Here is a 13,910-nt window from a genome sequence, read left to right on the forward strand (position 1 = left end):
GTCAGCGCCGCGCTTCCGCGTAGTCCTTGGCATGGCCCAGGGTGGCCCGGCTGTTGTTGCCGAGCGCGTTGCGGATGAACTCCCGAGCCTCGGGCACGCCCGCGTCCGGGCCGAGGACCCTGCTGATGTTCTCGGCGTTGATGACCACCGTGTGCTGGGAGCCGGCGGTGGTGACACCGTCGGGTCCTTCCTCGAACGTCCAATGTCCGGTGTGCAGTGTCATCAGGGCCGGCAGCGTGGTCTGCTTGTAGGCGATCTTGTGGTGCGGGAAGCAGACTCGGACCGACTCGGTGGTGTGCGCGGAGCCGTCCTTGGTGAGCGTCTCCATGCGCAGCACCTGGAGACCGGGGGTGTCCTCGGTCATCTTGACCTCGTTGACGTGCGGCAGCCGCTCGGGCCACAGGTCGGCCTCGTTGACGAAGTCGTACAGGTCCTTGGCGGAGCCGTTGACGGTGACGCGGTCCACGAAGGACAGGGTCAGCTCCTCGGTCCGGGTGGCTTCCTCCAACCCCGCCTTCACGCCGGGCAGTTCCTCTCGGCTGTTGCGGTCAACGGCCTCGTCGATCCACTTCAGGCCCTCGGGGTCGTCGTCGACGGCGCGGTACTCGTGCAGCAGCCGCAGCCGGGTCTCCCGCTCTCCCCGGGGCTCGATGACCCAGGTGCCGTTCATCGACGCGACCGGCGGCGCGGAAACCTCCTGCCGGAAGGTGATGCGCAGGTTCTCCGGGTCCAGCGTGCGGATCGACGTCCAGTTCTTGGCCTCGCCGTTGGCGGTGGCCCAGATCCGGATGCGCTCCAGGCCCGCCTCGCGCTCCAGTACTTCGACGTAGACCGACGGCGGGAAGAGCCTCGGCCAGTTCTCCACCTCGGCGAGCAGCCGGTAGACGTCCCGGGCGCTCGCCCGGACGGTGATCTCGTGTTCGACCTGACGATTCGTCATCGTGTTCTCCGTCTCAGAAGTTGCCCAGGCCGCCGCAGACGTTCAGCGCCTGAGCGGTGATCGAGGCGGCGGGATCGGAGGCGAGATAGCCGACCAGGCCGGCGACCTCCTCGGGGGTGGAGTAGCGGCCGAGCGGGATCTTCGCCTGGAACTTCTCCAGAATGGCTTCCTCGGAGGTGCCGTACGCCGCCGCGTAGCCCTGCCGCACGCGTTCGGCCATCGGCGTCTCGACGTATCCCGGGCACACCGCGTTGACGGTGATCCCGGTCGGCGCCAGCTCGTTGCCCAGGGCCTTGGTGAAGCCGACCACGCCGTGCTTGGAGGCCGAGTAGGGGGCGCCGAGCACCACGCCCTGCTTGCCCGCCGTGGACGCGATGTTGATGATCCGGCCGCGCTTCTTCTCCCGCATGCCGCCCGTGTTGAGCACCTCGCGGGTCATCCGGAAGACGCTGGTGAGGTTGGTGGCGACGACGTCGTCCCACAGCTCGTCGGCGATGTCGGCGGTCACTCCTCCTCCGCTGCGCCCGGCGTTGTTCACCAGCACGTCGATCGGTCCGAAGCGGGCCACCGCGGCGCGCACCACGGTCTCGATGTCCTCCTTGGAACGCACGTCGGCGGTGCCGCCGTCCACGTCCAGGTTCTCGTTCTGCAGTGTCTTCACCGTCGCTGCGACCGCGCTCTCGTCGCGGGCGCAGATGTAGACACGGTGCCCCTGCTGGGCGAGGATCCGGGCGGCGGCGAGGCCGATCCCGCTGGTGGCGCCGGTGACCAGGGCGACCCTGGCGGTGTTCTCGGTCATCGTGGGCTCCGCTCAGGCGGTGTGGGTGGCGGACAGGTGGTCGTTGACCAGCTGGATCAGCGCGCGGGGAGTGCCGGCCTCACCGACCGCCTCCTCGTCCAGGCTGATGCCGTGCTCACGCTCGATGCGGCTGACGGTCTCCAGCATCGCCAGCGACTCGTAGCCCAGGTCCTCGAAGGACGTGTCGAGGATGTCGCCGTCCAGGTCGACGCCCTCGTCGGTGCCGGCGCCCTCCAGCAGCGTGACCTTCAGCTGGTCGAGGGTGAACTCCTTGGCAGACATGGGGGTCCTTTCGTAGGGGTCACACGTGGACGGGTTCGGCGGCGCGGACGACCATCGCGGAGTTGAAGCCGCCCTGGCCGCGGGCGATCACCAGTGCGCTGCGCGGCTCGGCGGGGCGCGGGGCCCCGGTCACCAGGTCGATCTCGTAGGACGGGGAGAGGGTGCTGTGGACGGTCGGCGGGATCACCTGGTCGCGGATCGACAGGAGCGCGGCGGCCACGTCGAGGGGCGCGGCACCGGAGTACAGCCGCCCGGTGGTGGTCTTCGGCGCGGTCACCGGCACGCCGCGCGGCCCGAACACCTTGGTGATCGCCTCCGCCTCCGCCCGGTCCAGGTCCGGTACGGCGGCGGCGTCGGCGAACACCACCCCGATGTCGTCGGGGGTCGTCCCCGCGTCGGCGAGGGCGAGTTCGATCGCCCGCTGGAGGGTGGGCGCGCGGTCGCTGCCGGGCCGGGGGTCGATCGTCGCGGCATGGCCCGCGATCTCGCCGTACACCCGTGGGGCGCCGCGCCGCCGGGCGTGCCCGGCCTCCTCCAGGACGAGCAGGGCGCCGCCCTCGCCGGGGACGTGTCCGGCGGCCCGGTCGTCGAACGGCAGATACGCCCGTGCCGGGTCGTCGGAGGTGCTCAGCCGGCCGCTGGTCATCTGGGCGACCCATCCCCACGGGCAGATCGACGCGTCGACCGCGCCGGCGATCACCATGCTGGTGCCCTTGCGGAGCTGCCGGCGTGCCTGCGCCAGCGCGTCGAGGCCGCCGGCCTGGTCGCTGACCACGACGCTGCTGGGTCCGCGCAGTCCCTTGCGGATGGAGATCTGGCCGCTGTTGACGGCGTAGAACCAGGCGAAGGACTGGTACGCGCTGACGTGCTGGCCGCCCTTGCTCCACAGCGCGCGCAGCTCGTTCTGGCCGAACTCGAAGCCACCGGAGTGGCTCGCGGTGATCACGCCGACGTCGTACGCCGGCAGTTCGGACGGCACCACACCGGCGTCGGCGAACGCCCAGTCGGCACCGACCAGGGCGAGCCGGGTCATCCGGTCGGTCTGCGGCAGCAGCCGGCTCGGCAGGTGGTCCTCGGCGACGAAGCCGCCGATCTCGCCCGCCAGCCGGGACGGATAGGACGTGGGGGTGAAGCGGGTGACGCGTCCGATCGCGCTCCGGCCGGCGAGCGTGGCCGACCAGTACTCCTCGATGCCGAGACCGGTCGGGGCCGCGATACCGAGGCCGGTCACCAGGACCCTGGCCGTCATCGTCCGCTCCGCTCGGGGTCGGCGAGCACCACCGCGCTCTGGAAGCCGCCGAATCCGCTGCCGACCGACAGCACGGCGTCGGTCTTCCAGTCCCGGGCGGTCCGGGGCACGTAGTCCAGGTCGCACTCCGGGTCGGGGTGGTGCAGGTTCGCCGTCGGTGGCACCACGTCGTGGGCCATGGCCAGGACCGACGCGGCGATCTCGATCGAGCCGATGGCGCCGAGCGAATGCCCGACCATCGACTTGATGGAGCTGACCGGGGTCCGGTAGGCGTGCTCGCCCAGGCTGCGCTTGAACGCGGCGGTCTCGTGCCGGTCGTTCTGCTTGGTGCCCGAACCGTGGGCGTTGATGTAGTCGATGTCCTCGGGTGCGAGCCGCGCCTCGCCGAGGGCGACCCGGATGGCCTCGGCCATCTCGGCGCCGTCGGGTCGCAGTCCGGTCATGTGGAACGCGTTCGAGCGGGTCGCGAATCCGGCGACCTCGGCGTAGATCCGCGCGCCGCGGAGACGGGCGCCTTCCAGCTCCTCCAGGACGAACACCGCGGCGCCCTCCCCGATCACGAAGCCGTTGCGGCTGGCGTCGAAGGGCCGGGAGGCGTGCTCGGGGTCGTCGTTGCGAGGCGTGGTGGCCTTGATCGCGTCGAAGCAGGCCACGGTGATCGGGGAGATCGGGGCGTCGGTGGCACCGGCGATCATCACGTCCGCCGTGCCCTCCCGGATCACGTCCACCGCGTGTCCCACCGCGTCCAGGCCGGAGGTGCAGCCCGTGGAGACGACGGTGGCCGGGCCCTCGGCCCCCACCACCCAGGCCACCTCGGTGGCGAAGGAGCTGGGCACCATGTAGCCGTAGAGGTGCGGCACGGCGTAGGCGTGGTCGACGAGTTCCAGCCGGCCGCCGTCGCTGACCGTGCGGTACTCGCGGTCGAGTCCGGTGGTGGCGCCGACCGCGCTGCCGATCGTCACCCCGGTACGGTGCGGGTCCAGCGTGTCGAGCTCCAGCCCGCTGTCGGCGACCGCCTCCCGTGCGCCGACCACGGCGAACTGCGCGGCCCGGTCCATACGCCGGACCTCCTGGGGGGTCAGCCCGGACAGCTCGGCGTCGAAGTCGACCTCGGCGGCCACCTGGGAGCGGAACGGCGAGGGGTCGAACAGGGAGATACGGCGGGTGGCGGTGCGTCCGTCGGTGAGCAGTTTCCAGAACTCCTTGGTTCCCTGCCCGCCCGGGGCGATCACCCCGATCCCGGTGATCACCACCCGGCGGCCGGCGACGGCGCTCATGAGGCACTCCATTCGTAGAAGCGACGGGCCATGGCGTCCTTGGGCGATCGCCAGGTCGCGGGGTCGTACGCCTCGATGTAGGGCTTGAGGTCCTCACTGATCCGCACGAACCTCGGATCGGTCTTGGCCTCCTCGATCCGCCCCTCGCCGTTGTCCTCGTCGAAGTCCTGGAGGTGGAAGTACAGGCCGCGGAACTCGAAGAGCCGGCGGCGACGGGTGCCCATGCGGGCGGGCAGGTCGGTGCGGTCGAAGGCACCGAACAGGTCCGCGACCTCGCGGGCCGAGCCGGCGGCCATCCTGGCGACGATCAACGTGCTGTGCATCGCTTCCCTTCTGGTGCTCATCGGGTCGGCCCGAACCAGCGGGCCAGTGCCATCGGCAGGTCGGAGCGAGAGCCGGGTGCGGCCCAGGCGACGTGGCCGTCGGGACGCAGCAGGACGGCGGCGGTCCGTGCCAACGGGTCGTCGTCGGGGAGGTCTTCGTGCCGGGTGGCCGTCACGATGTCGACCCGGTCGGTCCACCCCCGTGCCCGGCCGCGCAGCGTGGCGTTGTCCTCCAGGTCGAGAAGCACGCCGCGGCCCGCGCGCAGGAGTTCGCTGCTGCTGGTCTGCCGGCCGTCCCGGAGCAGGGCCAGCCGGGGCATCCGGGCGCCCAGCAAGGGGTGCGAGCCGCCGCCCGTCTCGTAGCGGATGTCGAGGCCGCTGACCTTGGCGGCCAGCCGGCGTACGGCCTCGGGGTGCTCGTCCAGCAGTTCGGCCAGGGTCTCCCGCAGCGGGTTCACCTCGTCGCCGCCGAGGATGAGGGTGCTCTGGGCACGCGTGTTGGCCAGCAGCCGGCGGCCCACCTCGTGCCGCTCGTCGTGGTAGGTGTCCAGCAGCGCCCCGGGGGCCGTGCCGCGCACCACGGCGGCCAGCTTCCAGCCCAGGTTCACCGAGTCCTGGATGCTGGTGTTCATTCCCTGTCCGCCGGCCGGCAGATGGACGTGCGCGGCGTCCCCGGCCAGCAGGACCCGACCGCGCCGGTACTCGGTGACCTGGCGGGCCGCGTCACTGAACGCGCTGACCCACACCGGCTCGGCATCCGAGATGTCGGTGCCCGTCAGACGCTTGAAGACGTCCGCCACCTCGCTGAACTCCGGTGGGGCAGTGCGCCGTTCGGGTGGCGGCGTGCCGCGCTCGCCGACGATGATCCGGTGGATGCCGCCGGGCAGCCGCGCCGCCATCACCATGCCGCCGGGCGTGCGCTCACCGATCATGCGGGGTTCCAGGTCCACACCGCGCAGGTCGGCGAGGAACAGTTCGGTGGTGGCGGGGGTGCCGGGGAAGTCGAAGCCGGCCGTCTTGCGGACGGTGCTGCGTCCGCCGTCACAGCCGACCAGGTACCGGGCCCGCAGGTTGGGCCCGTCGCCGACCGTGACGGTCACGCCCTCGGCGTCCTCGACGAAGCCGGTGACCGGGCACCCGCGGCGGATGCCGGCCCCGAGGTCCCGCGCCCAGCTCTCCAGCACGGCCTCGGTCGTGGACTGGGGCACGGTCCGGGCGGCGCCGTGGGTGGCACCCAACAGGCCCAGATCGAGGGGCAGGCCGCCGAAGTGCCCGGCCTCGCTGGTCTCGATCTCACCGAACCTGGGGAGCAGGCCCCGTTGGTCGAACACCTCCATGGTGCGGATGGTGAAGCCGATGCCGCGTGACTCACCGCTGGGCCGGGGCAGGCGGTCCAGCACGATGACGTCGACGCCCGCGAGGCGCAGTTCCCCGGCCAGCATGAGTCCGGCGGGGCCGGCACCGACCACGATGACTGAAGCGTCCATACTCTTCTCCCCGAATGACTGCGCCGACTCGGCCGAGGACACGCGTGCGCTACTCGCTCTTAAGGTTGTGAGCGATTCGCGCCAGCACATCGTTGGCGGCCAGGAACTCCTCCTCCGAAATCCCGGCCAGTGAGCGGGCCGCATGGGCGTTCACCAGTGCCTCGGCCCGGCCGTGCGCCGCGTCGCCGTCCGCCGTCAGCGCCACCGTGCCGTCCTGCGCCGTGACCCAGCCTCGCGCCTCGAACTCCTTCACGATCGGCGCGTAGGAATCGACGCGGTCGACGGCCAGAAAAGGAGAGAATGCCGCGTCGATACCGGCGACGGTGTTCACCTCGATGCTGATGGCATGCAGCACCTGCCACTGCCGTCGATTCAGGCCCTCACTCGACAACGCCCGCTCGGTGGCCTCGTCGAAAAGCCGATGCAGATGCAGCAGCCAATAGCCGATCCGCTTGGTCGTGTTCTGCTGGAGCATAGGAGTGCCCGCCTCGAAGCGAATGGGGGACGGATACGGGGTCTCGAACAGGCCCCGCTGAATTGATCCGACCCTGACACTCCCGGCTCCCCCGGCACAAGGCGAGCCCGGGGAACCTACGGCGTACCCACAGGATTCACTGCGGCGCGCCCACAGGCTTCACCGCGAGCCGTCCGTGGGGTTTTTCGCGCGGTTCGACTCCGGCATTCCCCGGACAGCCGAAAACCGGCCCCTCTCACGACGCCGCCGCCCGCCTCCGGCGGAGGCGGGCGGCGGCGCGGACGTACGTACGTACGTACGCCCTCAGGCGGCCACGGATCCCAGTGCGGTGGCCAGCTCCCTCCTGCCGGATATGGCGAGTTTCCGGTAGACGCTGGAGAGGTGGAACTCGACCGTGCGCACGGCGAGGAACAGCGTCTCCGCGATCCGCTGGTTGCTGTACCCGGCACGGGCCAACTGGGCGATCTTGATCTCCTGGCGCGTGAGCGCGCGCCCGTTGTCCGGGCCGCTCAGCCGGGCCAGCGCCAGCCGGACCCGCTCCGCCCAGTGGGAGTTGCCGCACTCGCGGGCCACCGCGGCCACCGCCTCCAGGCGGCGTCGCCCGGCGGCCACGTCCTTGCGTTCCACCTGGAGCGTGCCCAGATCGAAGAGCGCCTGCATCAGCTCCGTCCGGGCCTGCCCCAGGTCGAGGAGTTGGACGGCCTCCTCCAGCAGGGGCAACGACGACTCGTCGCGCCGCGCGACGGCCACGGCGTGCAGCGCCGTACCGACGCTGCGGGCCGAGCCCCACTTCCGTGCCGCGATCAGCTCGTCCTCGGCCAGCGCCAGCGCCAGGTCGTACCGCTGCACGGCCAACGCGCCGAACGCCGCCCTCGAACGCCAGGGGACGACCGCCGAGTTGATCACGTTCAGGGCGGCCAGGGCCCGGCCGCACGCGGTGTAGTCGTCCACGGCGTGCTGGAACTGGCCCATGGCCATGTGCAGCGCGCCCCGCGCGGCCAGCACGTGCGGCCGGTCCGGCAGACCCGCGCCGAGCCGGCCGAACAGGCCGTGCTCCAGCAGCACCTCGTTCGCCTGGTCCAGCTCGCCGATGTGCACCAGTGCCTCGATCAGCCAGGCGATGGCGAGGCAGGCCGGGAAAGCCTGTGCCTCGTCGGCGAGAGCCGCCTTCAGCAGGTCCGAAGCCCGGGCCGCGTCACCGGACATCAGGGAGCTGCGGGCCCGCAGCAGCCTGAGCAGGTTCTGGTGCCGCGCGGAGTCGGACCACAGGGGATGCCGGGCCAGCCGCTCGCACTGCGCGTCGGCCGACACCACGTCACCGGTGTAGTGCAGGGCCAGAACGGCGAGCCAGGCACCGTACGCGTCCGCGCGGGCGTCCGAGTCCAGCACGCGTTCCGCCTGCTCGGTGACGATCGCACGGTTCACACCGAGGTTCGCCAGCTCGATGCACCGCACGGCCGTCCGCCGCTCCGACGGCAGCCGTCGGCCGTCCTCCGCCGGCAGCAGCCCCGGGGTGTACGTGAGCGGCCCCCTCGGTGGCGTCGCGGGCCGCCAGAGGTCACGGACGGACCCTTCCTGGTTTCGGTCGCTCGCCCTGTCGCTCACTCCCGCACGCCCGACGGAATTCCGCCACCCTGGCGCAATCGGCGTGGAACGCCGAAAGGAGTCCGTTTCCTGTATTCCCTTGGTTCTACGCTCGGCCGTGTTCACTGTTCCCCCATTTGGCTAGTGATCGGTCTTGAGGCATCACAAAGCTGGTGCGCGGAGAGCGGGCGTGCCGGGTGCGACGGGTACGCACGACAAACCACGCGGCCCGTCGCCGGGCCCGGTGAAGTCGTGCGGTACAGAAGGCGCTCCTGCGCCCGCGTCATTGCGGGCAGGCCGCGCGCATGGTCAGCAGGGGTGGCCCGCGAGCCGCCCCTGCATCGAAATCAGATCAGGGATGGGAAGGGAAAGGAAGAGAAGGACACACCGGGAAGGGCTGATGACAGATGGCGGACACAACGCCGCGCGACGCTCATTCCGCCGGGGCCACGCAGTCGCGCATCGCAGAATCCCTTTCGAGGTGTCATGTCGCCAGTCCTCGGGCTCGTTGCCGACCCGGCCGCGTCTATCAGCACCATCGGCCGTCGCTTCACGGTACACGAACCCCTCCGACGTGCGGGAAGGGTGCCGGACCGTATGGTCCGTTTCATATGTGAAGATGCGGTATACGTGAATCAGCTCGCCCGGTGACGGTTCAGCGCCGCGCGTTCCTCCAGGTCCCTCGCGAAACGCAGCCACTGCTCGGCACACCGGCGGGCGGCCCAGGCGGCGTCGGACAACCGGTGCGCGGGCACGCTGTCGGCCAGCCACTGCCACTGCCCGGCATCCGTCACGTGCGCACTCCAGGTGCGCAGCAGCGTCCGTCCGGCCTCCGAGGAGCGCAGCGACGGGTCGTTGCGCAGACTTCGCGTGCCGGCATGGGCGGCCGGCTCGGGTGGCAGCGCCACGACGGGGCTCCCGTTCCCGGCCGTCGGCGTGCCGGCGGCCCGGGACGCTTCGCCGTCGCCGGAGCCCCGCCGTTCGGCCGCCCGCAGCCTCGGCGGCACCGGGTCCTCCCCCCGCCGCAACCGCTGCCGTACGTCCCTGGCGGTGGCGACGGCGACACCCGCTTCGGCGGCGATCTCCCTGAGGGACGCACCGGGCCGGGAGCGGATGACGCGGACCGCTCGCCGGCGTCCCTCGGCGGCGCCCGCTCCGAGCGGACGGACCCTGCCGTCGCGCCCCGCCCCGGCGTTCAACTGGCCATTCAGGCCGGTTGAACGGGCCCGAAGTGTGGCGATCGTGGTAGGCGAGACACCGACGATCTCCGCGATCCGTCGGTTCGACCACCCCGGGCGGCTCTCGATGAGGCGGGCGGCCGCGGCGGCACGGTCGGCCCGGGACAGTGGCATCCCGTGCCGCGTGTTCAGCCTGACGGCGAGTACGAAGGCGTCTTCGGCGGTGCCGTCGACGAAACAGGCGGCTATCCGCTCCTCGCCGCGCAACCGCGCCGCGCGCACCCGGTGCACGCCGTCCACCACGCGCATCGTGGGCCGGTGCACGGTGATCGGTGGCCAGTCCAGATCCGACTCGGCGAGCACTCTGACGTGCTGGGCGTCCTCCCCTGCGAGACGCGGTGAATCGGAGATCACCAGCTGCCGGAGGGGAACGGACCGCGTCCGCCACCCCTCCCGATCCGTCCGCGTCGCAGGGCCGGGTAACGCCTCTAACATCGAGTCCCCTTCTTCGCACACCCGTCGGTACGTCGCGTCGAGCGCCTGCGCCGCCGACGAGAGGCCACCGTGCTGGAGCCTCAACACCCCTGCACGACAGGAGACTTGTTCGGCATGCGTCGGTACCGTTAGCGAAGTGTCCAACATATTGGCACTCCGTGCTGCGCTAGGGCAAGCAACGCCGTCTGTCTCGGCCACAGCACTCGGCTCTTCGCAGATTCCGGGATGACTGGAGTTTCCGACCGGGAGGGTGGGCATTGTCTTCAGGTGATGACAGGGGATGTCGGCAGTCGCTGGCGGAGCGGTTGAACACGTTGTTCGCAACGGTGCGATGGCGCGACGCCCACGGACGGCAGCGGGAGTACTCGACGGCCGAGGTGGCCAAGGCGGTCACCGCGGATCCGTCCCACCCGGCGACGCTGTCGCGGAGCTACCTGGCGATGCTGAGGAACGGCTCGCACACGAACCCGACGCTGAGTGTGCTGGAGGGCCTGGCGAAGTTCTTCGACGACCACCGTGAAGAAGAGGCACCGCCGATCACGGTCCAGTCCCTGGTCGCGCGGGAGAGCCCCGAGGACGAGTTGCTGCGGCAGCGGCTGGCCAGCCACCAGGTACGGATGATCGCGATGAGGGCGGGAGCGATGACACCGGCTCTGCGGGAACAACTGCTGAAAATGATCGACACCTTCGATCAGCAGGGAACCGACGCCCCCGACGCACAGACCCGAGGAAGCACTCGTGGCGATACGCGAACGTGAGCTGCGCCGTTACTGCAAGCGCCTGTTGCGACGGCTCGACATCCAGCCGCCCGTGTGCGTGGAGGAGTTGTGCCTACGGCTCGGGCGGCACCGCGGGAAGCCGATCCGGTTGATCCCCTGGGACCTGCCCGTGCCCGGCCCTTTCGGCGTGTGGATCTCCCGCCCGGACGAGGACCACATCTTCTATCAGCGGAGGACGACCCGGGTGCACCAGGATCACATCATCCTGCACGAGATCGGCCACATCCTCGCCGATCACCGGGACGACGGGACGGTGGAGGAGGACGTCCTCTTCCCGGGCCTCGACCACCCGCCCCAGCTGATCACCGGGCGGTTCCACCGCGCCTCCTACGCGGAGGACTACGAACGCGAGGCCGAACTGGTCGCGACGATCATCCAGGAGTGGGCCGTGGTCATCGGCCACGCCACCCCCCGCGCCACCGAGGACTCAGCGCTCGCTCCCCTGCGCTCCGCACTGAGCGCCCGGTGGGAATGGACGTGATCCTCCACCTGGCGGTGACCGCCATGCTCGTCATGGGAACCGTGTGGAAGGCCGCCGACCTGATCCGTGCCCCGCACGACCGGCTGCTGCGCCTCCTCGTCCTCTGCCTGTTGCTGCTCACCGCCGGAGACGTCCTCGGCTTCCCCGAGGTCCGCGAACGGATGTTGGCGTTCACGCCGGCCGGCGTCGGCAAGGTCGTCTTCAACGCGCTCTACATGTCCGGCCTGAGCATGCTCATCCTGTTCTTCGTCGCCTCCACCCGTGGCGCCCCCGCCGTCTTCCGCAGGCAGCTGCGACTGCACACCGGTCTGCTGGTCGGCGTTCTGGCGGCCCTCGTCATCAGCATGATCGGGACGCCGCCGGCGCTGCGCGACCACACCCTGTCCAGCCCTCACATCGGACAGCCCGGCATCGCCTGTTTCTACCTGGCGGGCAACCTCTTCTTCATCTACGCCTACGTCGTCTCGGGGCTGTGGGCGCTGCGCCATGCCCGCCGGGCCTCCCGGCATTTGGCCCGGGGCCTGCGGACCATGACGGCCGGCCTGTTCGGACTGGCACTCACGGCGGCCGGCCGGGTCGTCCTGGTGCTGCTGCGCACCGACGTACCCGGATCGCACCCGGAGATGGAGACGGTGAACCTGGTGATCACCGACCTGGCCCTGGCTTGTGTACTGATCGGCATCGTGCTGTTCGCCGGGGTGCAGTTGGCCACCCATCTGCGGTCGGTCCTCAGCCACCGCCGCATGCACGACCAACTGGCGCCTCTCTGGCAGGCACTGGTCACCGCCTACCCGGAACTCGTCCTGACCCGCGAACCGGTCCGCCCTCGGTGGCAGCGCCTACGCCTGCGGCACACCCACGCCCGCTTCTACCGCCGCCTCATCGAGTGCCGCGACGGCCTGGTACGTCTGAGCCCCTACCTCGCGCTGGCGGCGCCCGACACCGACCTGGCCCGCTGCGGCCCGGACCAGCTCGCCCGGCACATCACCAGGGCCCTCGCCCTCAGACCGGAGCGCGAAGACCCCCACACCGCCCTCCCTGCCGTATGGGTCGCCCTCCCCACCGGAAACGACGTCAGCGCCGAAGCCCGCATCCTCATCGCCCTGTCCGCGGCCCTCGACCGGGCCGGCCACGGCCACGGCCACGGTCGACGCCCTGAGCGCCGACGGTGCGGCATCCGTGCGTCGCGAATCGCCGGGGTCCCGCTTCGACGTCCGTGACGTCAGCGTCGAACGCCGGGGCCCCGCACGGTGAGGGGGCCGCCGCGGAGCGGCTGCCCGGGCTGCCGGCGCGACTTTGAGACAGCCCGGGACGTCTGGGTACGTCAGCCGTTCAGGAGAGGTAGATCGCCGCGCCGTCGAGGTTGAAGCCGTACCCGGTCGGCACGACGAGGCCGACCGTGGGCCGGTCGACCCCCATGAACTGCAGCTTGCGCATCAGTCCCGGCAGCGCCGGCTCGGCCGTCGAGGTGCCGAGGACCAGCAGCAGTTCCTCCTTGAAGTACCGCAGCAGCTGGAAGATGTTGAGCTTCACGTAGGCGGCCAGCACGGTGCCCAGCACGACCACCACGAAGAGGATCGAGGTGACGTAGAAGAGCAGGATCAGGGAGCCGAGACTGGTCAGAGTCGACAGGCCGAACTTGCCGATCGCGAACGCCATCGCACCGAAGGCGGCGAGCGGGGCCGCCTTCATCACGAACGACAGGACCTTGAAGACCACCTCGGTCAGCCGGTTGACGGACGCGATGATCGGCTCGCCCGCCCTGCCCACCATCTTCAGTGCGATACCGACCTGCGCGGTCGCCCTCACGTGGGCCATCCTCCGCGCCCGCGAGAAAGCCGCACACCGACAGGCGTCCGAGGACGACACCTCCCACGCCGCGTGGGACCAAGCCGCCTGACACGCGCAGGCGCGAGCACCCGGCGAAGGACATCGGCTTCCTGCACGTGGCCGCGCCGCCGCTGCACGAGGCGGTGATGGAGGCGGGCACCGATGCTGGTGTGAGACGAGGTAGTCCCCACCGCTGACCGCACGGCTTGCCCGGCGTCAGGACGGGGAAGGACTTTCGTCGTACGCGGGAGTCTGCGCCGCAATGCTGAAGGTGACCGGCCCAGCCTTCTCGAACCGCATGGTGAACTTCATGAAGTCGCCGCCTCTGACCACCTCGCGCACGTCCCGCAGCATGAGATGAGACGCGCCGGCTCCAGCTCCACCAGCTCGTTCGCGGGCAGGCGCACCCCCTCCGCGAGCGGCTCGCCGCCGGAGTCGACGATGTCCACCGATGCCCCGTTCGGCGTGCCGGCACCCACGAGCCTGTCGGCTTCGCCGCTCTTGTTGTAGAGCCACACGTATGCGGCGACGTCATCACCCGGCTGCCACGGCCGGCCCTGAGGTTCAGCCACGTGCGCATACCGGATCATGATGTCGCCGACCCGGGCGTTCTGTCCCGGCGCGTCCCACCGGCAGGGGGAAGCCGTCACCCCCGCACCCGCCCGCGGTCACGGCCAGAGCGACGGCAGCCGCCGTGTGGCGGGACCGGAGTGCCCCGGTGTGTCGTGTGA

15 protein-coding genes are annotated in these 13,910 nt (G+C 70.7%); 3 read left to right on the top strand and 12 right to left on the bottom strand.

Translation table 11 applies throughout. The features are described 5' to 3' along the window. Position 1: 1 nt before the first annotated feature. The 10 genes from ACFIF2_RS00175 to ACFIF2_RS00220 form a co-directional block, all read right to left on the bottom strand. Positions 2-940, bottom strand: coding sequence for an aromatase/cyclase (locus ACFIF2_RS00175; protein WP_395570335.1), 939 nt, complete (start codon positions 938-940; stop codon positions 2-4). Positions 941-953: 13 nt separating this feature from the next. Further along, positions 954-1,739 (bottom strand): 3-oxoacyl-ACP reductase FabG, encoded by a 786-nt coding sequence (gene fabG, locus ACFIF2_RS00180; RefSeq protein WP_395570336.1) that lies wholly within the window; start codon positions 1,737-1,739, stop codon positions 954-956. Between the two features lie 12 nt (positions 1,740-1,751). Beyond that, complete coding sequence (locus ACFIF2_RS00185; RefSeq protein ID WP_395570337.1) at positions 1,752-2,021, bottom strand: acyl carrier protein; 270 nt, start codon at positions 2,019-2,021, stop codon at positions 1,752-1,754. A 19-nt stretch (positions 2,022-2,040) separates the two neighbouring features. Next, positions 2,041-3,270: a ketosynthase chain-length factor gene (locus ACFIF2_RS00190; RefSeq protein WP_395570338.1), complete on the bottom strand. Its 1,230-nt coding sequence runs from the start codon at positions 3,268-3,270 to the stop codon at positions 2,041-2,043. Next, on the bottom strand, positions 3,267-4,547 hold the full coding sequence (locus ACFIF2_RS00195; RefSeq protein ID WP_395570339.1) for a beta-ketoacyl-[acyl-carrier-protein] synthase family protein: 1,281 nt from the start codon (positions 4,545-4,547) through the stop codon (positions 3,267-3,269). The genes ACFIF2_RS00190 and ACFIF2_RS00195 overlap by 4 nt, the downstream gene beginning before the upstream one ends. Then, positions 4,544-4,870: a TcmI family type II polyketide cyclase gene (locus tag ACFIF2_RS00200; RefSeq protein WP_395570340.1), complete on the bottom strand. Its 327-nt coding sequence runs from the start codon at positions 4,868-4,870 to the stop codon at positions 4,544-4,546. The genes ACFIF2_RS00195 and ACFIF2_RS00200 overlap by 4 nt, the downstream gene beginning before the upstream one ends. 17 nt (positions 4,871-4,887) lie before the next feature. After that, entirely contained in the window at positions 4,888-6,357 is a 1,470-nt protein-coding gene (locus ACFIF2_RS00205; RefSeq protein WP_395570341.1) for an FAD-dependent monooxygenase, read from the bottom strand. Positions 6,358-6,406: 49 nt separating this feature from the next. Beyond that, entirely contained in the window at positions 6,407-6,832 is a 426-nt protein-coding gene (locus ACFIF2_RS00210; RefSeq protein ID WP_395570342.1) for a MarR family winged helix-turn-helix transcriptional regulator, read from the bottom strand. 303 nt (positions 6,833-7,135) lie between these two features. Then, positions 7,136-8,437, bottom strand: coding sequence for a LuxR C-terminal-related transcriptional regulator (locus ACFIF2_RS00215; RefSeq protein WP_395570343.1), 1,302 nt, complete (start codon positions 8,435-8,437; stop codon positions 7,136-7,138). Positions 8,438-9,051: 614 nt separating this feature from the next. Continuing rightward, positions 9,052-10,008, bottom strand: a complete 957-nt coding sequence (locus ACFIF2_RS00220; RefSeq protein ID WP_395570344.1) for a helix-turn-helix domain-containing protein — start codon at positions 10,006-10,008, stop codon at positions 9,052-9,054. A gap of 407 nt (positions 10,009-10,415) precedes the next feature. On the opposite strand from ACFIF2_RS00220, the gene ACFIF2_RS00225 reads away from it, so the two are divergent. From ACFIF2_RS00225 to ACFIF2_RS00235, 3 genes are read left to right on the top strand one after another with little or no spacing between them, the layout of a single operon-like run. Continuing rightward, complete coding sequence (locus tag ACFIF2_RS00225; RefSeq protein ID WP_395570345.1) at positions 10,416-10,847, top strand: hypothetical protein; 432 nt, start codon at positions 10,416-10,418, stop codon at positions 10,845-10,847. Then, complete coding sequence (locus ACFIF2_RS00230) at positions 10,828-11,349, top strand: hypothetical protein (RefSeq protein WP_395570346.1); 522 nt, start codon at positions 10,828-10,830, stop codon at positions 11,347-11,349. The genes ACFIF2_RS00225 and ACFIF2_RS00230 overlap by 20 nt, the downstream gene beginning before the upstream one ends. Next, a complete protein-coding gene (locus tag ACFIF2_RS00235; protein ID WP_395570347.1) occupies positions 11,340-12,569 on the top strand; it encodes an MAB_1171c family putative transporter in 1,230 nt (409 codons plus the stop codon). The genes ACFIF2_RS00230 and ACFIF2_RS00235 overlap by 10 nt, the downstream gene beginning before the upstream one ends. Before the next feature lie 112 nt (positions 12,570-12,681). Here ACFIF2_RS00235 and ACFIF2_RS00240 read toward each other — a convergent pair whose 3' ends face one another. Continuing rightward, entirely contained in the window at positions 12,682-13,158 is a 477-nt protein-coding gene (locus ACFIF2_RS00240; RefSeq protein WP_395570348.1) for a cation:dicarboxylate symporter family transporter, read from the bottom strand. Positions 13,159-13,487: 329 nt separating this feature from the next. Next, complete coding sequence (locus tag ACFIF2_RS00245; RefSeq protein ID WP_395570349.1) at positions 13,488-13,829, bottom strand: hypothetical protein; 342 nt, start codon at positions 13,827-13,829, stop codon at positions 13,488-13,490. Positions 13,830-13,910 lie beyond the last annotated feature (81 nt).

Origin of the sequence: Streptomyces sp. BK79, from assembly GCF_044142145.1 — a bacterium.
Taxonomy (GTDB): domain Bacteria; phylum Actinomycetota; class Actinomycetes; order Streptomycetales; family Streptomycetaceae; genus Streptomyces.

Bases quoted from the DNA above. Each gene is read 5' to 3' on its own strand.
- ACFIF2_RS00210 (WP_395570342.1), bottom strand. From the start codon at position 6,832: ATGCTCCAGCAGAACACGACCAAGCGGATCGGCTATTGGCTGCTGCAT.
- ACFIF2_RS00175 (WP_395570335.1), bottom strand. From the start codon at position 940: ATGACGAATCGTCAGGTCGAACACGAGATCACCGTCCGGGCGAGCGCC.
- ACFIF2_RS00195 (WP_395570339.1), bottom strand. From the start codon at position 4,547: ATGAGCGCCGTCGCCGGCCGCCGGGTGGTGATCACCGGGATCGGGGTG.
- ACFIF2_RS00190 (WP_395570338.1), bottom strand. From the start codon at position 3,270: ATGACGGCCAGGGTCCTGGTGACCGGCCTCGGTATCGCGGCCCCGACC.
- ACFIF2_RS00205 (WP_395570341.1), bottom strand. From the start codon at position 6,357: ATGGACGCTTCAGTCATCGTGGTCGGTGCCGGCCCCGCCGGACTCATG.
- ACFIF2_RS00235 (WP_395570347.1), top strand. From the start codon at position 11,340: ATGGACGTGATCCTCCACCTGGCGGTGACCGCCATGCTCGTCATGGGA.
- ACFIF2_RS00185 (WP_395570337.1), bottom strand. From the start codon at position 2,021: ATGTCTGCCAAGGAGTTCACCCTCGACCAGCTGAAGGTCACGCTGCTG.
- ACFIF2_RS00200 (WP_395570340.1), bottom strand. From the start codon at position 4,870: ATGCACAGCACGTTGATCGTCGCCAGGATGGCCGCCGGCTCGGCCCGC.
- fabG (WP_395570336.1), bottom strand. From the start codon at position 1,739: ATGACCGAGAACACCGCCAGGGTCGCCCTGGTCACCGGCGCCACCAGC.